General features: G+C 42.8%; 24 protein-coding genes. 21 read left to right on the top strand and 3 right to left on the bottom strand.

Annotation, left to right across the window (positions count from 1 at the left end):
* The first annotated feature begins 80 nt into the window (after positions 1–80).
* The 6 genes from HMPREF8571_RS03280 (at position 81) to HMPREF8571_RS03300 (ending at position 6,242) form a co-directional block, all read left to right on the top strand.
* Positions 81–707: a LysM peptidoglycan-binding domain-containing protein gene (locus tag HMPREF8571_RS03280; RefSeq protein ID WP_000060309.1), complete on the top strand. Its 627-nt coding sequence runs from the start codon at positions 81–83 to the stop codon at positions 705–707.
* 352 nt (positions 708–1,059) lie between these two features.
* Positions 1,060–2,181 (top strand): tRNA 2-thiouridine(34) synthase MnmA, encoded by a 1,122-nt coding sequence (gene mnmA / locus HMPREF8571_RS03285; RefSeq protein WP_001282944.1) that lies wholly within the window; start codon positions 1,060–1,062, stop codon positions 2,179–2,181.
* Between the two features lie 139 nt (positions 2,182–2,320).
* The gene (locus tag HMPREF8571_RS03290; protein WP_000195367.1) at positions 2,321–2,776 is read left to right on the top strand and encodes an NUDIX hydrolase; all 456 of its coding nucleotides are present in this window, start codon (positions 2,321–2,323) and stop codon (positions 2,774–2,776) included.
* Positions 2,777–2,784: 8 nt separating this feature from the next.
* A complete protein-coding gene (gene mnmG / locus HMPREF8571_RS03295; RefSeq protein WP_000221897.1) occupies positions 2,785–4,698 on the top strand; it encodes a tRNA uridine-5-carboxymethylaminomethyl(34) synthesis enzyme MnmG in 1,914 nt (637 codons plus the stop codon).
* Positions 4,699–5,388: 690 nt separating this feature from the next.
* Positions 5,389–5,610 carry a hypothetical protein gene (locus HMPREF8571_RS11235; protein WP_141553695.1) on the top strand — a complete coding sequence of 74 codons (222 nt, stop codon included), beginning with the start codon at positions 5,389–5,391 and terminating at the stop codon, positions 5,608–5,610.
* A gap of 50 nt (positions 5,611–5,660) precedes the next feature.
* Positions 5,661–6,242 carry a hypothetical protein gene (locus tag HMPREF8571_RS03300; protein WP_001080868.1) on the top strand — a complete coding sequence of 194 codons (582 nt, stop codon included), beginning with the start codon at positions 5,661–5,663 and terminating at the stop codon, positions 6,240–6,242.
* A gap of 196 nt (positions 6,243–6,438) precedes the next feature.
* Here the strand turns inward: HMPREF8571_RS03300 and rnjA are convergent, their stop codons facing one another.
* The 3 genes from rnjA to HMPREF8571_RS03315 all read right to left on the bottom strand — a co-directional run bounded on the left by rnjA (position 6,439) and on the right by HMPREF8571_RS03315 (position 9,638).
* Positions 6,439–8,121 (bottom strand): ribonuclease J1, encoded by a 1,683-nt coding sequence (gene rnjA / locus HMPREF8571_RS03305; RefSeq protein WP_000331967.1) that lies wholly within the window; start codon positions 8,119–8,121, stop codon positions 6,439–6,441.
* Between the two features lies 1 nt (position 8,122).
* A complete protein-coding gene (locus tag HMPREF8571_RS03310; RefSeq protein ID WP_000639587.1) occupies positions 8,123–8,356 on the bottom strand; it encodes a DNA-dependent RNA polymerase subunit epsilon in 234 nt (77 codons plus the stop codon).
* A 232-nt stretch (positions 8,357–8,588) separates the two neighbouring features.
* Positions 8,589–9,638, bottom strand: coding sequence for an SDR family oxidoreductase (locus HMPREF8571_RS03315; RefSeq protein WP_000188662.1), 1,050 nt, complete (start codon positions 9,636–9,638; stop codon positions 8,589–8,591).
* 132 nt (positions 9,639–9,770) lie between these two features.
* Between HMPREF8571_RS03315 and HMPREF8571_RS03320 the strand changes: the two genes are divergently transcribed.
* From HMPREF8571_RS03320 to HMPREF8571_RS03390, 15 genes are all read left to right on the top strand, one after another.
* Positions 9,771–10,235 (top strand): MarR family winged helix-turn-helix transcriptional regulator, encoded by a 465-nt coding sequence (locus HMPREF8571_RS03320; protein ID WP_000225125.1) that lies wholly within the window; start codon positions 9,771–9,773, stop codon positions 10,233–10,235.
* A 9-nt stretch (positions 10,236–10,244) separates the two neighbouring features.
* The gene (gene tsaB, locus HMPREF8571_RS03325) at positions 10,245–10,931 is read left to right on the top strand and encodes a tRNA (adenosine(37)-N6)-threonylcarbamoyltransferase complex dimerization subunit type 1 TsaB (RefSeq protein WP_000683866.1); all 687 of its coding nucleotides are present in this window, start codon (positions 10,245–10,247) and stop codon (positions 10,929–10,931) included.
* The gene (gene rimI / locus HMPREF8571_RS03330; protein ID WP_000593858.1) at positions 10,928–11,380 is read left to right on the top strand and encodes a ribosomal protein S18-alanine N-acetyltransferase; all 453 of its coding nucleotides are present in this window, start codon (positions 10,928–10,930) and stop codon (positions 11,378–11,380) included. The genes tsaB and rimI overlap by 4 nt, the downstream gene beginning before the upstream one ends.
* A complete protein-coding gene (tsaD, locus tag HMPREF8571_RS03335; RefSeq protein WP_000655074.1) occupies positions 11,370–12,380 on the top strand; it encodes a tRNA (adenosine(37)-N6)-threonylcarbamoyltransferase complex transferase subunit TsaD in 1,011 nt (336 codons plus the stop codon). The genes rimI and tsaD overlap by 11 nt, the downstream gene beginning before the upstream one ends.
* Before the next feature lie 102 nt (positions 12,381–12,482).
* Positions 12,483–13,346, top strand: coding sequence for an Rgg/GadR/MutR family transcriptional regulator (locus HMPREF8571_RS03340; RefSeq protein WP_000572853.1), 864 nt, complete (start codon positions 12,483–12,485; stop codon positions 13,344–13,346).
* Positions 13,347–13,461: 115 nt separating this feature from the next.
* On the top strand, positions 13,462–14,130 hold the full coding sequence (locus HMPREF8571_RS03345) for a CPBP family intramembrane glutamic endopeptidase (protein WP_000720900.1): 669 nt from the start codon (positions 13,462–13,464) through the stop codon (positions 14,128–14,130).
* Between the two features lie 120 nt (positions 14,131–14,250).
* Positions 14,251–14,925, top strand: a complete 675-nt coding sequence (locus HMPREF8571_RS03350) for a CPBP family intramembrane glutamic endopeptidase (protein WP_000823102.1) — start codon at positions 14,251–14,253, stop codon at positions 14,923–14,925.
* A gap of 188 nt (positions 14,926–15,113) precedes the next feature.
* Positions 15,114–15,722 (top strand): hypothetical protein, encoded by a 609-nt coding sequence (locus HMPREF8571_RS03355; protein WP_004239698.1) that lies wholly within the window; start codon positions 15,114–15,116, stop codon positions 15,720–15,722.
* Between the two features lie 137 nt (positions 15,723–15,859).
* Positions 15,860–16,555 carry an AzlC family ABC transporter permease gene (locus HMPREF8571_RS03360; RefSeq protein ID WP_000659757.1) on the top strand — a complete coding sequence of 232 codons (696 nt, stop codon included), beginning with the start codon at positions 15,860–15,862 and terminating at the stop codon, positions 16,553–16,555.
* Complete coding sequence (locus HMPREF8571_RS03365; RefSeq protein ID WP_000253936.1) at positions 16,545–16,868, top strand: AzlD domain-containing protein; 324 nt, start codon at positions 16,545–16,547, stop codon at positions 16,866–16,868. Before HMPREF8571_RS03360 ends, HMPREF8571_RS03365 begins: the two co-directional genes overlap by 11 nt.
* A gap of 102 nt (positions 16,869–16,970) precedes the next feature.
* A complete protein-coding gene (locus HMPREF8571_RS03370) occupies positions 16,971–17,813 on the top strand; it encodes an amino acid ABC transporter substrate-binding protein (RefSeq protein WP_000724943.1) in 843 nt (280 codons plus the stop codon).
* Positions 17,814–17,967: 154 nt separating this feature from the next.
* Positions 17,968–18,822, top strand: coding sequence for a MetQ/NlpA family ABC transporter substrate-binding protein (locus HMPREF8571_RS03375; protein ID WP_000694529.1), 855 nt, complete (start codon positions 17,968–17,970; stop codon positions 18,820–18,822).
* A gap of 120 nt (positions 18,823–18,942) precedes the next feature.
* The gene (locus HMPREF8571_RS03380; protein WP_000231774.1) at positions 18,943–20,316 is read left to right on the top strand and encodes a M20 family metallopeptidase; all 1,374 of its coding nucleotides are present in this window, start codon (positions 18,943–18,945) and stop codon (positions 20,314–20,316) included.
* Positions 20,309–21,370, top strand: a complete 1,062-nt coding sequence (locus HMPREF8571_RS03385) for a methionine ABC transporter ATP-binding protein (RefSeq protein WP_000085683.1) — start codon at positions 20,309–20,311, stop codon at positions 21,368–21,370. The genes HMPREF8571_RS03380 and HMPREF8571_RS03385 overlap by 8 nt, the downstream gene beginning before the upstream one ends.
* A 1-nt stretch (position 21,371) precedes the next feature.
* Complete coding sequence (locus HMPREF8571_RS03390) at positions 21,372–22,064, top strand: methionine ABC transporter permease (RefSeq protein ID WP_000137510.1); 693 nt, start codon at positions 21,372–21,374, stop codon at positions 22,062–22,064.
* The last annotated feature ends 9 nt before the right edge of the window (positions 22,065–22,073 follow it).

Raw genomic sequence — 22,073 nt, forward strand, 5'->3', positions numbered from 1 at the left:
ATTTCTACATAAAACCGTCAAGAAATGGTAACATTCGAGGAGTAAAATAGTATCATAGATAAAAAGGAGAATTTTTAGATATGTCATTAACAACTAAAAAAATTAAAACAACTTTTGCAGGATTAGCAGCCTTGCTTGCTTTCTTTGCACCAGCCCTTGCGTCTGCGCAAGAATCTGTAACTTACACAGTTAAACCAGGTGACACTCTTTCAGAAATCGCTGAGAAGTACAACACTACTGTTGAAAAATTGGCAGAAAAAAACAAGATTGAAAACATCCACTTGATCTTTGTGGACCAAGTATTGGTTATCGAAGGAACAGCTCCATCGACAGTAACAGCAACCGCTGCAGCTTCTGCGACAACTTATGAAGCACCAGTTGCTACAGAAGAAACTGCAGAAGAAACAACTGAAACAACAACCTATGAAGCGCCAGCAGCACCAGCAGCAGAAAGTAACACTGCAGCAGCTTCTACAGTAAGTGGTTCTGAAGCAGAAGCCAAAGAATGGATCGCTCAAAAAGAGTCAGGTGGTAGCTACACAGCGACAAACGGACGTTACATCGGACGTTACCAATTGACAGATTCATACTTGAACGGTGACTACTCAGCTGAAAACCAAGAACGTGTAGCAGATGCCTACGTTGCAGGACGTTACGGTTCATGGACAGCTGCCAAGAACTTCTGGCTTAACAACGGTTGGTATTAAGAACTAGCTAACAGAAAAATATGTAAAAGTCGAGGAAATCCCTCGACTTTTTGTTTGCTTTTCTGCATGTATTCCCATCCCTCCCTTGTCTTCTCCAACCAAGCGTGTTATAATGAATACTGCTCAAGCGACCTTCAATCGTTAAGCACACACGACCTTCAATCGTGAACTAGTCATTTCGTTTATCTTTTATTACGTCGTTAACTCGTCTTGCCTAACTCAAGTTATGCCTGCAACTCGTTGCCTAGTACTAAAAGCAAACGAAATGACTATACTCAAATAAATTCTATTGAAAGTCATAGTAAATAGAATTTTGAGGGGTATAAATAAACGAATAGATGGGAGACTTACCATGAGTGATAACTCTAAAACACGTGTTGTTGTGGGGATGAGTGGTGGTGTTGATTCGTCGGTGACGGCTCTCTTGCTCAAGGAGCAGGGCTACGATGTGATCGGTATCTTCATGAAGAACTGGGATGACACAGATGAAAACGGCGTCTGTACGGCGACCGAAGATTACAAGGATGTGGCTGCGGTGGCAGACCAGATCGGCATTCCTTACTACTCTGTCAATTTTGAAAAAGAGTACTGGGACCGCGTTTTTGAGTATTTCCTAGCGGAATACCGTGCAGGGCGCACGCCAAATCCAGATGTTATGTGTAACAAGGAAATCAAGTTCAAGGCCTTTCTGGACTATGCCATGACCTTGGGAGCAGACTATGTAGCGACTGGGCATTATGCTCGAGTGGCGCGTGATGAGGATGGCATCGTTCACATGCTTCGTGGCGTTGACAATGGCAAGGATCAGACCTATTTCCTCAGCCAACTTTCGCAAGAACAACTCCAAAAAACCATGTTCCCCTTGGGACATTTGGAAAAGCCTGAAGTTCGCAGACTAGCTGAAGAAGCAGGACTTGCGACTGCTAAGAAGAAAGACTCTACAGGGATTTGCTTTATCGGAGAAAAGAACTTTAAAAACTTTCTCAGCAACTACCTACCAGCCCAGCCTGGTCGCATGATGACTGTGGATGGTCGCGATATGGGGGAGCATGCAGGCCTTATGTATTATACGATTGGTCAGCGTGGCGGACTGGGTATCGGTGGTCAACACGGTGGGGACAATGCGCCGTGGTTCGTTGTCGGAAAAGACCTCAGCAAGAATATCCTCTATGTCGGACAAGGTTTCTACCATGATTCGCTCATGTCAACTAGCCTAGAGGCCAGTCAAGTTCACTTTACTCGTGACATGCCAGAGGAATTCACGCTCGAATGTACGGCTAAATTCCGCTACCGTCAGCCTGATTCTAAGGTGACTGTACATGTCAAAGGAGACAAGGCAGAGGTCATCTTTGCGGAGCCACAGCGAGCCATTACACCAGGGCAGGCCGTTGTCTTTTACGACGGTGAAGAATGTCTCGGTGGTGGTTTGATTGACAATGCTTACCGCGATGGACAAGTTTGTCAGTACATATAGATTGACAAATTTTCTCAATTTGCTACAATAATAACAGCAATAGAAATGATGGTCAAAGCTCATGGATGTTGCAGGCTTTTTGTCCTGCACTTCTTTGGAGTTTTGACTGTTTTTGTGTCGTTTTGAGGAAAGGAAAGAGATGACTCAAGTGGATTTTCGGACCAAAGTGGGAAATACGGTTTTTGGAGTTCGGGCGACAGCCTTGATTGTCCAAAATAATCAGCTTTTGGTTACAAAAGATGAGGGCAAGTATTACACTATCGGTGGTGCCATCCAAGTCAATGAAAGAACGGAAGAAGCGGTAGTCCGTGAAGTGAAGGAAGAACTGGGTGTCAGAGCTCAAGCTGGGCAGCTAGCTTTCGTGGTTGAAAATCGTTTTGAACAGGACGGTGTTTCCTATCACAACATCGAATTTCATTATTTAGTTGATCTACTGGAGGACGCTCCTTTAACCATGCAGGAAGATGAGAAAAGGCAGCCTTGTGAGTGGATTGATTTGGATAAACTCCAGAATATCCAGCTCGTTCCAGCCTTTTTAAAAACAGCCCTACCAGATTGGGACGGCCAACTAAGACACATTCATCTTGAAGAATAGGAGAGAAAATGACTTATAATTTTACGGAAGAATACGATATTATTGTAATCGGTGCGGGACATGCTGGGGTTGAGGCTTCCTTGGCTGCTAGCCGTATGGGCTGCAAGGTTTTGCTCGCGACCATCAACATTGAAATGCTGGCTTTCATGCCTTGTAACCCTTCTATCGGTGGTTCTGCCAAGGGGATTGTCGTGCGTGAAGTCGATGCCCTCGGTGGCGAGATGGCCAAAACCATTGACAAGACTTACATCCAGATGAAGATGCTTAACACTGGGAAAGGTCCAGCTGTCCGAGCCCTTCGTGCGCAGGCTGACAAGGAGCTTTATTCTAAGGAAATGCGCAAGACAGTTGAAAATCAAGACAACCTTACCCTTCGTCAAACCATGATCGATGAGATTTTGGTGGAAGATGGCAAGGTAGTTGGAGTGCGTACTGCGACCCATCAAGAATATGCTGCCAAGGCCGTTATCGTGACGACAGGAACTGCACTCCGTGGGGAAATCATCATCGGAGACCTCAAGTACTCATCAGGACCTAACCACAGTCTAGCTTCGATTAACCTAGCTGATAATCTCAAGGAACTGGGTCTCGAAATCGGTCGTTTCAAGACAGGAACCCCTCCACGCGTCAAGGCTTCCTCTATCAATTATGATGTAACAGAAATCCAGCCAGGAGACGAGGCGCCAAATCACTTCTCCTATACTTCACGTGATGAGGATTATGTCAAGGACCAGGTGCCATGCTGGTTGACTTACACTAATGGTACCAGTCATGAGATTATCCAAAACAACCTCCACCGCGCGCCAATGTTTACAGGTGTGGTTAAGGGAGTGGGGCCTCGTTACTGTCCATCGATTGAGGACAAGATTGTGCGCTTTGCGGACAAGGAACGCCACCAACTCTTCCTTGAGCCAGAAGGGCGCAATACTGAGGAAGTCTATGTTCAAGGTCTTTCAACCAGTCTGCCTGAAGATGTACAGCGCGAGCTAGTTCATTCTATCAAAGGTTTGGAAAATGCTGAGATGATGCGAACGGGTTATGCTATCGAGTACGACATGGTCTTGCCTCACCAGTTACGTGCCACTCTGGAAACCAAGAAAATCTCAGGTCTTTTCACTGCTGGTCAGACAAATGGAACGTCAGGTTATGAAGAAGCAGCAGGTCAAGGGATTATCGCTGGGATCAACGCAGCTCTGAAAATCCAAGGCAAGCCTGAGTTGATTTTGAAGCGAAGCGACGGCTATATCGGGGTCATGATTGACGACTTGGTGACCAAGGGAACCATTGAACCCTACCGTCTCTTGACCAGTCGGGCTGAATACCGTCTCATTCTCCGTCATGACAATGCCGATATGCGTTTGACAGAAATGGGGCGCGAGATTGGTCTCGTTGATGATGAACGCTGGGCCCGTTTTGAAATCAAGAAAAATCAATTTGACAACGAGATGAAGCGCCTAGACAGTATCAAACTCAAGCCGGTCAAGGAAACCAATGCCAAGGTTGAGGAGATGGGCTTTAAGCCGTTGACAGATGCCGTGACAGCCAAGGAGTTCCTTCGTCGCCCAGAAGTTTCTTACCAGGATGTGGTGGCTTTCATCGGACCTGCAGCAGAGGACTTGGATGACAAGATTATCGAATTGATTGAAACAGAGATCAAGTACGAGGGATATATTTCCAAAGCCATGGATCAGGTTGCTAAGATGAAACGCATGGAAGAAAAACGCATTCCAGCCAATATAGACTGGGATGATATTGACTCGATTGCGACAGAAGCGCGTCAGAAGTTCAAACTCATCAATCCAGAAACCATCGGTCAAGCTAGCCGTATTTCGGGAGTAAATCCAGCAGATATTTCTATTTTGATGGTGTACCTAGAAGGTAAAAATCGTAGTATTTCTAAGAATCAAGAAAAGAAAGCATAGAGAAAAACAGCTCCGAAGATGGGGCTGTTTTTTTGACGGACTCTGGATTTATATTGCACATTTAAATATTAAATTAAAAGAAATCTTTTATGTCACTGATAAAACATTATCAAAATATTCAAAATAATGATTAAATATACTATTGGTGGAAGAAATACTGATCTGAGATTGGCCGTTGTAAAAGCAATGATACTAATATTGAATATTGAATACAAGAGAATAAGGGTTTTAGAAACATAAGTGATAAATATTCTAAAAGTTTTTTGCTTTTAATTTCTAGGACATTTGTTACTTATTATAATTTATAGAGCTATATTCATAAATAAATTTGACATTGAAATTATTTTATGATAAAATGAAAGCGTTAACAAAAGTATTTAGCTAAACTAGAAGGGAGGGATCTGTCAGTAGTTGTTTTGCTGAATACACTATTCGTCTTTTAGTTTATACTTTATACTTTCAAAATTGGGAGATATATACAAATTTCAAATGTAGGTGCGGAGGTTGACCAGAGAATAGTACCTATCACTTGGTAGCTGAAACGATTGTCTCGCCTAAGATTCTTTGAGCGGATTTTAGGCGAGACATCGTTACACTAACCCTAGTCCTTGCATTTTATCACGAATAAAAAGACACTTCTCTCTATAAGAAGTTCCCATTTTTTGAAAAAATAAAGTATTGTGGAAGGGGATGATTAAAATTAGAAAAATAAATCCAGATATCTTATTTCTATGTGGTGTTTTGGTCATATGTTGCTGTCTTTTGCTTTTTCATATAAATCCTTACCATGTAGTTGATGATGAACCAATGTTAAAAATACAATCTATATTTTGGAGTTTGTTGTGGCGTCCAGTTCCATCTTTAGGAATGATGGTAGGGGTAATCATGATTTTTAAGAGTTTGAAAAAATAATATCATTTTATTTTTCGTCTTCGATTTTCTAGTTAGAATGTAGATTGGATATGAACAGACTTAAGTCGATATTCTTATTGTTGTTTAGCTTGCTCACTTTTGGAATATTTTTAGACGTCAAAGCAGATACTATTCCAGGTTCTGATTTTGAAGTGGTATCAGAGTTGGTATTAAAAGAAAATAAAACTGGGGTAATTTATGAGTTTGAAAATTTAGAAACTAGAGAACAATTTTTAAAATCTAGAAACACAACGCCTTCTAGTGCAAGTTCATTCCGTTCTTATGGAGTGAGTAGTGTCCGTAGAACATACCTCAGCTCTTACCGTGATACAGCGGTTTCTGGACGAGTTTCTTATACTGTTTATGGGGGGAGCTCAGGAGCTAGTGTGTCAATATCATCAGGACAAAGTTTTTCTTCTTCTGAGTATGGAATAGGTTTTACTTATGGAAGCGCAGCCACTCATTTTGTTCCGCCTTATAAATATGGTTATATAGTTTTGAAAGCTTCTTTTACAGTTAATATTTATAAATTAGAGGTTAAATATCAAGGAACTAATGAATGGCGTCCAGCTGGACGGATTAAGACATTTAGTAACCAAAATGTTTGGACCGAGTTGAGAACTTACAGTTAATTACTTTATAAAATAAAAGAAAAAATATAACATACTAGAAAAACGAAGATGTGGTGCATAAGCACATCAAATTCCTGAGGAACTGATAGTCCTCAGGAATTTTTACTTAAATAAAGCTCACACAATAATGAAGTACACCCCAAAAGTAAGAGACAAACTCCAACTTTTGGGGTGTGCTTCATAGATGAGGGATGATTTATTCTTCTTCATCTGGTGTGAGGATCATAGGGATAATGATCGGTTCACGTTCTGTATTTTCATAAAGGAAGGGGCGAATAGCGTTGACGATAGCACCATTGACAGATTGTACGCTAGCATCTTTGTTCTTCAGCGCGATACGAATGGCATTGAAGAGGATGCGCTGGCTTTGGCGAATTAAGTCTCCAGACTCTCGCATGTAGACAAAGCCGCGGCTGAGGATATCTGGTCCAGATAGAATCATCTGCGACTTAAAGTCAACAGTTGCGACTGCTAGAACGACACCATCTTCAGATAGATCACGACGGTCTTTGAGGACGGCCGCACCGATTTCACCAATACGATTTCCATCGACATAAATGTCTTGGGCATTGAAGTGACCTGCGATACGAGCTGAGTCAGCAGTAAGGGCAAGCACATCACCATTGCTCATGATAAAGATATTGTCCTTCTCGACACCAGTATCCACTGCTAGTCCAGCGTGGACTTTCTGCATGCGGTATTCACCATGGACAGGCATGAAGTATTTTGGCTTGATCAAGCGGAGCATGAGTTTTTGCTCTTGCTGACCACCGTGTCCAGAGGTGTGAATGTTGTTGATTTTACCGTGGATAACTTCGACACCAGCTTCAGAAATGATGTTAATCAGTTTGTTGACGCTAGTCGTATTTCCAGGGATTGGACTTGAAGAGAAGATAACCGTATCGCCGGGTTGGAGTTGCACCTGACGGTGGGTTCCGTTAGCGATACGAGAGAGGGCCGCCATCGGCTCCCCTTGACTACCTGTACAGAGGATGAGGACCTCGCCTGCAGGATAATCTTTGATTTCATTTGGCTCGATAAAGGTTCCCTTAGGAGCTTTGATGTAGCCAAGCTCGATCCCGTTGACAATGGCCTTTTCCATAGAACGACCAAAGACAGCAATCTTGCGTCCAGTCTTAACAGCGGCATCTGTTGCTTGCTGAAGACGGAAGATATTTGAGGCAAAGGATGCAAAGATGATACGTCCTTCAATGCCTTGGATAATCTTCATGATGGACTGGCCAACGACTTTTTCAGAGTTGGTAAAGGTTGGTACTTCTGCATTTGTCGAGTCAGAGAGGAGACAGAGTACACCTTCTTCACCAAGGGCTGCCATCCGGTGCAAGTCTGCAGGTTCTCCAACTGGAGTAAAGTCAAACTTAAAGTCACCCGTACAGACGATTTTTCCCTGAGGAGTATGAATGACAATCCCCAAAGGCTCTGGAATGGAGTGAGTGGTTCTAAAGAAAGTTGCCTTGAGATTTTTAAAGGTCAACTCAGTGTTGTGGTTGATTTCGTAAAGTTTGGCGTTGCGCAAGAGGCCGTGTTCTTCGAGTTTTCCACGGATCAAAGCCAGGGCAAGTGGTCCAGCGTAGATAGGGACATTTGCTTGCTTGAGCAGGAAAGGAATCCCACCGATGTGGTCCTCGTGTCCGTGTGTAATCAAAACGGCCTTAACGCGGTCGATATTGTCCACGATGTAAGAGTAGTCAGGGATAACGTAGTCGATACCCAGCAAGTCATCTTCTGGAAATTTAATCCCAGCATCGACGATGATAATCTCGTCTTGGTATTCAATTCCGTATGTGTTTTTCCCGATTTCTCCCAGACCACCGATGGCAAAAACGCCGACTTCTTCAGGTTTAAGAGTGTAGGCCATATTAGAACTCCGTAATCTCGAAAGCGCCAGTTTCTTTTTCGTAATCTAGCAATTTGTCAGACAAGAGTTCGATATACTCGATGTTGTACTCTGGGCGGTTTTCTTCGACAAGTTGGCGAGCAGCGATACGGCCCTCAAGTTCTGAGCTAGCATCGATGTCTAGGTAAAGTGAGCGTGTTGTTTCACGACGTGGGCTACGTTCTTTTGTTTCTTGATAAAAAACTTTGTAAATCATTACATTTCCTTTCATATTTTCATGATTAACCTGCAGAAAACAACAGCTGATTAGCTGTTTTCTTTTATTTAATTCTGAGTAGTAGATTAATCCTGATTCGTCACAATTATAATGATTATACCATAAAATAAGGGAATAGTAAAAGGTGGAGATAAGAAAATGTAAGAGTGATTTAGTCTAAAAGTATTCGGATTCCATATTCCTGAAATGCCTGTTCCGGATACTTTTAATCTTATGAGAGATAGCCGTGCTTGCGGTACCAATCTACCACGTCAGCTAAGCTTTCTTCGAGAGGGCGATGCTGTCCGCCTAGCTCGCTCTCGGTTTTGGCAAAGCTAAAATTACTTTTGAGATATTCTTCGGCCATGAGATGAGCGAGCTCATTGGTAACCAAAATTGGTTTTTTGGTGAGCCGGTGGTAGAGCTCACTTGCTTGGGCATAGATTTTGACGAAAAGAGGGGAGATCTTGCGCTTGGGGGCGGGAACGCCAGTGATTTTTTCCAGTATTTGGTACAATTCTGTCATGGTCACTTGCCGTCCAACTGCCAGATAGCGCTCCTTTGAGCGTCCGTATTTCATGGCGCGGAGATGAATATCTGCTACATCTCTAGCATCCACCATATTATAGCTAGCCTTTAAGATACCTGGAAGTTTTTGCTCTACAAAATTGATAATCAGCTGCCCACTGGAGGTCGGACCAAGGTCTCTAGGACCCAACATTACACTCGGCAAGATAAAGCAACCGAAAACATCTGAATGCTTGTCCAAGAAATCACGAACGGCCTCTTCACTCAAAATCTTGCTGCGATAGTAATCGAAAGGAGTATCTTTTGAGCGAGACATGCTTTCATCGATTAGCTGATTGGCCTCACCTTCCAGTACGACACAGGAGGAAGTATGGACAAATTGGCGGATACCAGCCTCGTAAGCAGCTTCTAGGAGGTTATTTGTGCCTATAATATTAGTGTCGTAGAGCTCCTGCCAGTGCTTGCCGCCTTTATAATTATCGCGGAAAAAAGCAGCGGTATGAAAGAGGCTGTCGCAGCCTGCTAGATAGTCACGATAGCTTTCGGGCTCTAAAATATCCCCCTTGACAATCTGGATAGGCAGGTCGGCAAATTGTTTGCGCGCTTTTTCCTCGGAGCGAACGAGAGCGGTCACTTGAATGTTTTCTTTTAGCAGAGCACGCACGAGATTATTTCCTAAAAGACCGGTCGCACCAGTCACAAAAGCGTGGGTCATTGTTCTAGCTGGTTTTTGATTTGTAGGGTTTGGGGTCATCCGTTTTTCCTCCTTTTGCAAATAGATGACATATCATCTATTTAAGATTTTATATTTTTTAACTAAAATTGTCAACAATTTACCTAATCTAGTGTAAAATAGTATAGAAGTGATTTTTGAAAGGAGAGCAGCGTGGTAGCAGAAGGAATTCGATTTGGCTATTTGTTTAGAAGTGCAGAGAGCTTAGCGACGAGAGAATATGGGAAGTTGCTAGAGCCTTTGGGAATTACGCCCAATCAAAGCGAGGTCTTGCTCGTTTTGGGCGAACATGCTCCGCTGTCTCTCAAGGGCTTGGGGGAATCCCTGATTTGTGAGGAAAAAAGCCCTAGTCGCTTGGTGCAGGCTTTGATTAAAAAAGGCTTGGTCAAGAAGGAAATTTCTAGCAAGGACAAGCGCAGTTCTCGCTTGAGCTTGACTGCTGCTGGAGCGGATTTGCTGCCCAAGATTGCTGAGCAAGAAGCGATTTTTGGAAAACACTTGGCGCAGCAAGTGCCTAATTTGGAGGCTTTTAGCCAGATTTTAGAGGAATTTTTGGTAGATAGTTTCTACGAAGACAAATTAAAACGCCGCTCACTTTGGCGGCAAGAGGAAAAATAGAGGATAAGCATGAAGATTGCAGCTTTTGATACGTCAAGTAAGGCGCTGACGCTCGCGATTTTAGAGGACGAGACCTTGCTGGCGCAGATGACTTTAAATATAAAGAAAAACCACAGCATTACCCTGATGCCGGCTATTGATTTTCTGATGAATAGTCTGGACATGAAGCCAACGGATTTGGATCGTATCGTAGTTGCTCAGGGTCCAGGCAGCTACACAGGTCTGAGAATTGCGGTGGCGACAGCTAAGACTCTGGCGCATACCCTCAAGATTGAGCTGGTTGGTGTGTCTAGTTTGCTGGCTTTAGTCCCAGAGCAGGCGGAAGGCTTGGTCATTCCTATCATGGATGCCCGCCGCAATAATGTTTATGCTGGCTTTTACCAGTCTGGTCATGTTGTACGGCCAGAGGCTCATCTGCCTTTGGCAGAGGTTTTGGAAATAGCTGGAGCCACTAACCAACCAGTCACCTTTGTCGGAGAGACAGCGGTTTTTGCGGAGCAGATTGGAGCTGCTCTTCCTCAGGCTGCCATTCAGCCAAGCTTGCCAGATGCGGCAGCTATTGGTCGTCTCGGTTTAGACCTGCCTGCCCAGTCCATTCATGACTTTGTTCCTAACTATCTCAAGCGGGTAGAAGCCGAGGAAAATTGGCTCAAGAATCACAAGGAATCCAGTGATTCTTACATTCAGCGCCTATGATTAAGTTGAGAAAATGGAGCGACAGCTCGGATGTGGACGTGGCAGTTCTAGCAGAAGAGCTGGAACAGCTCTTACTTGCAGTCTATGAGGTCAGCCCTTGGACAGCGGACCAAGTGGCAGAGGTTCTGCGTTCGGATGTGAACAGTTGTGCACTAGCAGAAGATGAAAGTCGACTTGTCGGCTTCTTAGTATGGCAGGAAACAGACTTTGAAGCAGAAGTCTTGCAGATTGCTGTACTGCCTAGCTATCAGGGGCAGAAAATCGCGACAGCCTTGTTTGACTTTTTGCCTGCCGACAAAGAAATTTTCCTCGAAGTGAGGGAGTCGAACAGGCCAGCTCTGCTATTTTATAAAAAAGAAAAATTTGAAGAAATCGCGCGGCGGAAGGCCTACTACCATGACCCAGTCGAGGACGCCATTATCATGAAGAGAGAAATAGATGAAAGATAGATATATTTTAGCATTTGAGACATCTTGTGATGAGACCAGTGTCGCTGTCTTAAAAAACGACGACCAGCTCTTGTCCAATGTCATCGCTAGTCAAATCGAGAGCCACAAACGTTTTGGTGGCGTAGTGCCAGAAGTGGCCAGTCGTCACCATGTCGAGGTTATTACGGCTTGTATTGAGGAGGCGCTAGCAGAAGCAGGGATTACCGAAGAGGACATAACAGCTGTGGCGGTTACCTATGGACCGGGCTTGGTTGGAGCTCTGCTAGTTGGTTTGTCAGCTGCCAAGGCCTTTGCTTGGGCGCATGGCTTGCCACTTATCCCCGTCAACCACATGGCTGGTCACCTCATGGCAGCTCAGAGTGTGGAGACTTTGGAGTTTCCTCTCCTAGCACTCTTGGTCAGCGGAGGACACACCGAGTTGGTCTATGTGTCAGAGGCTGGCGATTACAAGATTGTTGGGGAGACACGAGACGATGCAGTTGGGGAGGCTTATGACAAGGTCGGTCGTGTCATGGGCTTGACTTATCCAGCAGGTCGCGAGATTGACGAGTTGGCCCATCAAGGTCAGGATGTTTATGACTTTCCCCGTGCCATGATCAAGGAAGACAATCTGGAGTTTTCATTCTCAGGTTTGAAATCTGCCTTTATCAATCTTCACCACAATGCTGAGCAAAAGGGAGAAAGCTTGTCTACAAAGGATTTGAGTGCTTCCTTCCAAGCAGCTGTCATGGATATTCTCATGGCAAAAACCAAGAAGGCTTTGGAGAAATATCCTGTTAAAACTCTGGTAGTGGCAGGTGGCGTGGCAGCCAATAAAGGTCTCAGAGAACGCTTGGCAGACGAAATCAAAGATGTCAAGGTCATCATTCCACCCTTGCGTCTCTGTGGAGACAATGCAGGAATGATTGCCTATGCCAGCGTCAGCGAGTGGAATAAAGAAAACTTTGCAGACTTGGACCTTAATGCCAAACCGAGTCTCGCCTTTGATACCATAGAATAAAGAGTCAGCTTGAGGCTGGCTTTTTCACTCGCTGAAGTGTCAGAATATTTTGATAAAAATATAAAAATAATGATATAATATATAAAAATAGGAGGTAGTGAGATGATTGAGAGAATGGAATTGGGAGAATTTTACAAGGAATTGCGTCTGGCGAGAAAACTCAAGCAGTCAGATGTGGCTTGTGAGGGTCTAACAGCTTCTCAGTTATCCAAGTTTGAACTGGGGCAGTCTATGTTGTCTGCGGATAAACTGATTCTAGCTATCCAAGGGATAAATGTAACCTTCGATGAGTTTGGACACAAGCTTAACAATTATCAAGAATCACCACATATGCGATTTGGACGGAAGGTTGTAGATCGCTTTGCCCATCAAGATATGGCTGGCTTAGAGCAATTATTAGAGGAGGTCGAGCAAGAACAGATGGCGAAGACCTATCGTTGTTTGAATGCTATTGTGATTAAAAACGCTATCCATTCTCTGGATAAAAATTATCTGCTAGAAGAGGAGGATAGCGAGTTTTTGACTAGCTATCTCTATGCTATCGAGTCTTGGACCTGGTTTGAACTCTATCTTTTTTGCAATACCATGCCCTTCTTGAGCAACCAAGACCTGATTTTTTTATCAACCTCTTTACTTGAAAAATCCAAGGAATTTAAAGAATTGGCACACAATAGACTGTATATGAAAAGTGGCTTTCTGAATATCATATCAGAGCTCATGGAGCGCAAACTTTTTTCTTATATCCCAATCTTTGAAGCCGAGTTGGAGAGTATGCTCCGACCATACGATGTTTTTGAGAAATTATTGTGGCAGTTTTTAAAGAAGATGAGCATTTTCCTTCAAACTAAGGGGAGCAATCAAAAAGAGATTGAACACTTTATCCAATCTCTGCAAATATTAGAAAATCCACAATTAACAGCCCTTTTTGAACTACGCTTACAGCAATATAAAGACCTTATCGATTAACAAACAATCGCAATAATGAAATTTCTATAAGAAAAAATGTCAAATATGCGATTTTCTAAAATAGGGCATTTTTCGTGTTATACTGTCTTTATTTCATAGTATAGGAGAAAATAAAATGAAAAAGATAATCTCACGCTACTACTTGTTTGTAGCTATTCTACTTGTCATTACTGACCAGTTCTTGATTCGTCTGCTCTTACACAGCGAGCTTGCTGCTGGTCTATCTGACTTTGCCTATTATTTGTCAGATATGCTGTTAAATTTTCTAGTGATTCTGCTTGCTATTATTGTTATGATTTGGTCAGGGAAATGGCAGAAAATTAACAGTAGAAAATTTAAAGGTTCCTATCTTTTTTATTCTTTCCTAGCTCTTCTTGCTTTTGTTATTTGGAATTTCCTTACATTTTTTATTTTCCCACCTACCAAAAATGAAATTGCTTATCAACTGGATGTTCCTACTTTTACAGGAGCTACGGTATTTTTGATGTATTTTTTCTATCCTGTGATTGCAGGTCCCATTTTTGAAGAGATGATTTATCGTGGATTGGTGATGACTGCTCTGGAGAAAGGAAAGAAATGGGGACTGGATGTGCTTGGTTCTGCTGCTTTGTTTGGAATCTTGCACATTAGTAATCACGGTTGGGTCTTGACAGACTTTGTCTTCTATATGGGTGGCGGTCTCATATTTGCCGTCTTATTTAGAGCAACCAAGTCCATTTATTGGCCAATTGGACTGCATATAGTCTACAACGGCATTGGTCAAATTCTGCCCTTGTTGTTTTAGAGTCTTTTTAGAAATATAAATATAAGGCCGATTCCTCGTGCTAGAGCTTTTGATTGGACGAAAGGACTTTGGGCAGGTTTGGCTGAAAGAAGACGCAAATAAAACTTAAAAGGATCAACTATGAAAAGGAAAGAAACGAAATTTTATTTAGGGACAATTTTGGTGCTCGTGTCCTATTACTCGATTTTTAATCTTGTAGCAAAATTAGACTCAGTGAACCAGTTATCCGATTTTGGATTTTATGGGATTCAAATTTTATTGATAGTAATTGAGGGAATTGCTGCTACTGTGGTTCTTGTCAAGAGTCAACGTTGGAAAGATTATGGTCGCTTCGAGTTTCGTTGGCCCTATCTAGCTATCTTCTTTCTTTCCTTTATATTGATGTTTTTGTGGGTAAATATAACGACTCAGATCTTTCCAAGCACGCAAAATGGGAGTGCAATTGTGAAAGAAGCAGCTAATTTGACAGGAATTAGTTACTTTATAACGCGTATTTTCTATGGCGGTCTCATTGCTCCTATAGTTGAAGAATTGGTCTTTCGTGGGCTTCTGATGACAGCTCTAGCTAAATTTAAAACATACTATGTTGATGTCATTGTTTCCTCTACTCTTTTTAGTCTCATTCATGTTTTACAGTATGGATGGGTGTTAACAGACTTCATCATTTATGCAGGAGCAGGTCTGCTACTCTGTATGTTCTTTCGTTATACACGTTCAGTTTATTGGTCAATGGCCCTTCACATCTTGTGGAATAGTTTCTTAATTATTGTCAGTTTACTGGTGTTTGGGTATTAGATTTAGCAGAAATTTTTACATCACATAGATAAGGCTGGTTTCCCAGTCTTTTTCTTATCTCCAATATCTAACAATAGTCCTTGCTCAATTCCTTGTTACCTTAAATGAAAAAGTAATTTTAAAATCCATCACGGAATCCGACTCTATCAAAGTTTGTCAATCCTAGCCTTTTTTTGTATAGTAGAAATATGAAATTCACAAAAATAATTAGTAGTTTGCTTGCTCTTGGAGCTTTACTCATGCTTTTATCAGCTTGCCAGAATATCAAAAAGACGCAACTAGTCTTGTTTGAGTCCCTTTCTTTCGGTATGCCTGTTAAATCTTTTGAAGAAGTATTGGGAGAGGCTAGCGAGATGGAGGAAGAAGAGGAAATGGCTTATCGCGATACTTGGCGTGCAGAAGACCCTTATTTCTATAAAACAGGCCGCCTTTTCTATGATTATGAAAATATTTCTTTGAAGGGCCATACAGGTCGAGTAAGATTCACATTTTCAAAGTCGCATCGCTTGGAGACAGTAGCGACTTATTTCCCCGTTACCTCAAAAGCTGAGCAGCAAGCATTGCTCAATAACTTATCCCAGACTGTAAAAAAAGAACTTGAAGCACTCCCAGATTACCAGTCCATGACCACTGATCCGGTAGGACTATACGATGACGGTTATCGCTACAAGGTCAAATTGAAAGGACAACAGTGGGAACTCTGGGTCGATGTCTATCCGACAGAAAATAAATATGCTACAGACACAGAAACCGATAAGTATACTATCCGAGTGGATCAATTTCTCATGTATCCATGATGCTTCCTCTTCAGCACTTTTTGCTAGCACTTAGTTTCGATTCCGAAACTTTTTTCTCTTCTTTGAATATGTTATAATAGTCCGTGCTGTGACTGTGATGACGAACAGCCGCAATTGGAGAGAATATGAGGAGAAGGATGAAAGAAAAAGGATTTTGGGAAGGTGTACAGGCAGCTATGCCGACTGCCCTTGGCTATGTTAGTATCGGTCTAGCTTGCGGGATTATCGGCGCGCCCTATGTGACACCTGTTGAGATGGGCTTGATGAGCCTCTTTGTTTATGCTGGGAGCGCTCAGTTTGCCATGTTGGCATTGATTGCGGTCCAAGCGCCTGTGGCAGCTATTGCTATGACGGTCTTTTTAATCAATTTACGACTCTTTTTGCTGAGCTTGCATGCGTCGACTTATTTCCGTCATACTAGTCTCTGGCAAAATATCGGTATGTCTAGCCTCTTGACGGATGAGACTTACGGAGTTTTGATGGGAGAATTAGCCCATACAGACAAGGTCAATCCTATGTGGATGCATGGGAACAATCTCAACAGCTATGTAGCTTGGTTTGTGGGAACAGTAGTCGGAACTGCTCTAGGTGGACTCCTACCAAATCCAGAAATCTTTGGCCTTGATTTTGCCCTGGTGGGAATGTTTATCGGGATTTTTGCTTCGCAGTTCCAGATTATGCAAAGACGGATTCCTGTCCGCAATCTGCTGAAGATCCTAGCAGTTGTTACGGTGTCTTTCTTTTTGCTCTTGACAGTGGTGTCTCAGTCTCTAGCTGTTCTATTTGCGACGCTACTTGGATGTACAATGGGGGTGGTCTTAGATGGTCAGTAAATATCTTTTGTTAGCCGTTATCTTTTCAGGCCTAGTGACTTGGATACCTCGTATGATTCCCTTCATCTTGGTTAAGTACAAGGGGTTACCAGCTATCGTTGAGCGTTTTTTGAAATTTTTGCCTGTTTCCATTATCTTTGCTTTGATTCTTTCAAGCGTAGTGACAGGCAAGGTTGGGAGCCTTCCTCAAATCAAATGGTTGGACTTTTTAGCAGTCTTTCCAACGGCTTGGGTAGCCTTTCGCTACCGCAATCTAGTGGGCACAGTTCTTTTTGGAGTGGTCTTGATTGCAGTCTTGCGTCTGGTCTTTTAGTCAGCCATAAAAAAAACCTATCACCGAGATAGATATCATATAATGGCGAAAAAAAATATTTTCTGTTAAGATAGTACAGTATTCTATTTTGGAGGAAATGACATGAAAAAAATCGTCAAATATTCATCTCTTGCTGCTCTAGGGCTTGTTGCCGCAGGTCTACTAGCAGCTTGCTCAGGTGGTGAGAAGAAAGATGCAGCATCCGGTGAAGCAACATCTGGTAAAAAAGAAATCATCGTAGCAACTAACGGATCACCAAAACCATTTATCTATGAAGAAAATGGTGAATTGACTGGTTACGAGATTGAACTTATCCGCGCGATCTTTAAAGACTCTGACAAGTATGAAGTCAAGTTTGAAAAGACAGAATGGTCAGGGATTTTCCCAGGACTTGATAGTGACCGTTATCAAATGGCTGTTAACAACCTCAGCTATACCAAAGAACGTGCAGAAAAATACCTTTACGCAGCACCAACTGCTAAAAACCCTAACGTTCTCGTTGTGAAGAAAGACGACGATAGCATCAAATCTCTCGATGACATCGGTGGAAAATCTACTGAAGTTGTTCAAGGAACAACCTCAGCAAAACAATTGGAAGAATATAACAAACAACACGCAGACAATCCAACGGTTCTTAACTACACTAAGGCAGATTTCCAACAAATCATGTCTCGTTTGAGTGATGGACAATTTGACTACAAGATTTTTGACAAGATCGGTGTAGAAACAGTTATCAAAAACCAAGGTTTGGATAACTTGAAAGTCATCGAACTTCCAAGCGACCAACAACCTTACGTATATCCACTTCTTGCTAAAGGTCAAGATGAGTTGAAATCATTTGTAGACAAACGTATCCAAGAACTCTATAAAGATGGAACTCTTGAAAAATTGTCTAAACAGTTCTTCGGAGATACTTACCTACCAGCAGAAGCTGACATTAAATAGTCGTATGAAATCATCCAGTCTGAGAAAGGCGGATGATTTCTCAATTTTTAGGTATATAGTTTCAAACTATATGTCTGCCTATCTAATAACAATTTGCTAAATCAAATAAAGTATGAGATACTATTACGGTATTATTTTTAAAGGAGATAGAATCATGAAAATTAAAAAATGGCTCGGTGTAGCGGCTCTTGCTACAGTCGCAGGTTTGGCTCTTGCAGCTTGCGGAAATTCAGAAAAGAAAGCAGACAACGAAACAGTTGTCAAAATTGCAACAGTTAACCGCAGCGGTTCTGAAGAAGCACGTTGGGACAAAGTGCAAGAATTGGTCAAAAAAGACGGCATTACCTTGAAATTTACAGAGTTCACAGACTACTCACAACCAAACAAGGCAACTGCTGATGGCGAAGTAGACTTGAACGCTTTCCAACACTACAACTTCTTGAACAACTGGAACAAAGAAAACGGGAAAGACCTTGTAGCGATTGCAGATACGTACATCTCGCCAATCCGCCTTTACTCAGGTTTGAATGGAAGTGACAACAAGTACACTAAAGTGGAAGAAATCCCAGATAACGGTGAAATCGCTGTACCAAACGATGCAACAAACGAAAGCCGTGCGCTTTACTTGCTTCAATCAGCTGGTTTGATCAAATTGGATGTTTCTGGAACTGCTCTTGCAACAGTTGCGAACATCACAGAAAATCCAAAGAACTTGAAGATTACTGAATTGGACGCTAGTCAAACAGCTCGTTCATTGTCATCAGTTGACGCTGCCGTTGTAAACAATACCTTCGTTACAGAAGCAAAATTGGACTACAAGAAAGCACTCTTCAAAGAACAAGCTGATGAAAACTCAAAACAATGGTACAACATCATCGTTGCGAAAAAAGATTGGGAATCATCACCTAAAGCGGATGCCATCAAGAAAATTATCGCGGCTTACCACACTGATGAAGTGAAAAAAGTTATCGAAGAAACATCAGACGGTTTGGACCAACCAGTTTGGTAATAAGACACAGGGAGGTGGGAGAGTTTCCACCTCTTGCTTTTGTCTAGACTGTTGGTTTTGAAGAAGATGATCTTGTAGTCCGTCCATAGACACAAGTCCTCAGTAGAAAGGGAGAGAAAAATGGTTTTTCCTAGCGAACAAGAACAGATTGAAAAATTTGAAAAGGATCATGTAGCTCAGCATTATTTTGAAGTTTTGCGCACCTTGATTTCCAAGAAATCAGTCTTTGCTCAGCAGGTTGGACTCAAGGAAGTCGCAAACTATCTGGGTGAGATTTTTAAGCGTGTGGGAGCTGAAGTTGAGATTGATGAGAGCTACACGGCACCTTTTGTCATGGCGCATTTCAAGAGTTCGCGTCCAGATGCTAAGACCTTGATCTTCTATAACCACTATGACACTGTGCCAGCGGACGGAGATCAAATTTGGACAGAGGATCCCTTTACACTTTCTGTGCGTAATGGATTTATGTATGGGCGTGGGGTTGACGACGACAAGGGACATATCACGGCTCGTTTGAGTGCTCTGAGAAAGTATATGCAGCACCACGACGACCTGCCAGTCAATATCAGCTTTATCATGGAAGGGGCAGAGGAGTCTGCTTCTATGGATTTAGACAAGTATTTAGAGAAACACTCAGACAAACTTCGTGGAGCAGATTTGCTAGTTTGGGAGCAAGGAACCAAAAATGCCTTGGAGCAGTTAGAAATTTCGGGTGGAAACAAGGGAATTGTGACCTTTGATGCCAAGGTAAAAAGTGCGGATGTGGACATTCACTCGAGTTATGGTGGTGTCGTGGAATCAGCTCCATGGTATCTCCTCCAGGCCTTAAGTAGCCTGCGTGCTGCAGATGGTCATATCTTGGTAGAGGGCTTGTACGAGGATGTTCAAGAGCCAAATGAACGAGAACTAGCCTTGGTGGATACCTATGCACAAGGCAATCCTGGGGAAATCAGTCGCATTTACGGCTTGGAATTGCCTCTCTTACAAGAGGATCGTGCAGCCTTTCTCAAACGATTCTTTTTTGAGCCTGCACTCAATATCGAAGGAATCCAGTCTGGTTATCAAGGTCAGGGTGTTAAGACTATTTTGCCAGCAGAAGCTAATGCCAAGCTAGAAGTTCGTCTGGTTCCAGGCTTAGAACCACATGATGTTCTGGAAAAAATTCGGAAACAGCTAGACAAAAATGGTTTTGATAAGGTAGAATTATATTATACCTTGGGAGAGATGAGCTATCGAAGCGATATGAGCGCACCAGCCATTCTCAATGTGATCGAGTTGGCCAAGAAATTCTATCCGCAGGGCGTATCGGTCTTGCCGACTACTGCGGGGACAGGACCCATGCATACGGTCTTTGACGCCCTAGAGGTACCTATGGTAGCCTTCGGTTTAGGGAATGCCAATAGCCGAGACCACGGTGGAGATGAAAACGTGCGGATCGCCGATTACTACACCCATATTGAATTAGTAGAGGAGCTGATTAGAAGCTATGAGTAGAGATATTATCAAGTTAGATCAGATCGATGTGACCTTTCACCAAAAGAAGAGAACCATCACAGCGGTCAAGGATGTGACCATTCATATCCAAGAAGGGGATATCTACGGTATCGTAGGATATTCTGGAGCAGGAAAATCCACTCTAGTCCGGGTGATTAACCTCCTGCAAAAACCATCCGCAGGGAAAATTACCATTGACGACGATGTGATTTTTGATGGTAAGGTTACCTTGACGGCAGAGCAGTTGCGTCGCAAACGTCAAGATATCGGGATGATTTTCCAGCATTTCAACCTCATGAGTCAAAAAACAGCAGAGGAAAATGTAGCCTTTGCCCTTAAACACTCTGGACTCAGCAAGGAAGAAAAGAAAGCAAAAGTAGCTAAGTTGTTAGACTTAGTTGGCTTGGCGGATCGTGCTGAAAACTATCCTTCACAACTATCAGGAGGGCAAAAACAGCGTGTGGCCATTGCGCGTGCCTTGGCCAACGATCCAAAAATCTTGATTTCAGACGAGTCAACGTCTGCCCTCGACCCTAAGACAACCAAGCAAATTCTGGCCTTGTTGCAAGATTTGAACCAAAAATTAGGCTTGACCGTTGTCCTGATTACACACGAAATGCAGATTGTCAAAGACATTGCCAACCGTGTGGCAGTTATGCAGGATGGCCGTTTGATTGAAGAAGGCAGTGTCCTTGAAATCTTCTCAAATCCTAAACAACCTTTGACTCAAGACTTCATCTCAACTGCCACAGGTATTGACGAAGCCATGGTCAAGATTGAGAAGCAAGAAATTGTGGAGCATTTGTCTGCGAATAGCATTTTGGTACAACTCAAGTATGCAGGCGCTTCTACAGATGAACCACTTTTGAATGAATTATACAAACACTACCAAGTAACAGCCAATATTCTCTATGGGAACATTGAAATTTTGGATGGTACTCCTGTGGGTGAGCTTGTGGTTGTCTTGTCAGGGGAAAAAGAAGCACTGGCAAGCGCTCAAGAGGCTATCCGTCAGGCTGGTGTGCAACTAAAAGTATTGAAGGGAGGACAGTAAGATGACAGAGTTGATTCAAACTTATCTACCAAATGTCTACAAGATGGGCTGGTCTGGTCAGGCAGGCTGGGGAACAGCCATTTACCTAACTCTTTATATGACAGTTCTTTCCTTCATTATCGGAGGGTTCTTGGGGTTGGTAGCAGGTCTTTTCCTTGTCTTGACAGCGCCAGGCGGTGTCTTGGAGAACAAGGTCGTTTTCTGGATTTTAGACAAGATTACCTCAATTTTTCGTGCGGTTCCCTTTATCATCCTTTTGGCCATCTTGTCACCACTGTCTCACTTGATTGTCAAGACTAGTATCGGGCCAAATGCAGCCCTTGTCCCACTCTCTTTTGCGGTATTTGCCTTCTTTGCCCGTCAGGTGCAGGTCGTCTTGGCTGAGCTGGATGGCGGTGTCATTGAGGCGGCTCAAGCGAGCGGAGCGACCTTCTGGGATATCGTGGGTGTTTACCTATCAGAAGGTCTTCCAGATTTGATTCGTGTGACGACTGTGACCTTGATTTCCCTTGTTGGTGAAACAGCTATGGCGGGAGCAGTTGGTGCTGGTGGTATCGGTAATGTGGCCATTGCCTATGGGTTCAACCGTTACAATCACGATGTGACCATCTTAGCGACCATCATTATCATCTTGATTATTTTTACAATCCAGTTCTTGGGAGATTTCTTGACCAAGAAATTAAGTCATAAATAAAAAGAGCCG

This window comes from Streptococcus mitis ATCC 6249, from assembly GCF_000146585.1.
In the GTDB taxonomy this organism is placed as follows: domain Bacteria; phylum Bacillota; class Bacilli; order Lactobacillales; family Streptococcaceae; genus Streptococcus; species Streptococcus mitis_AZ.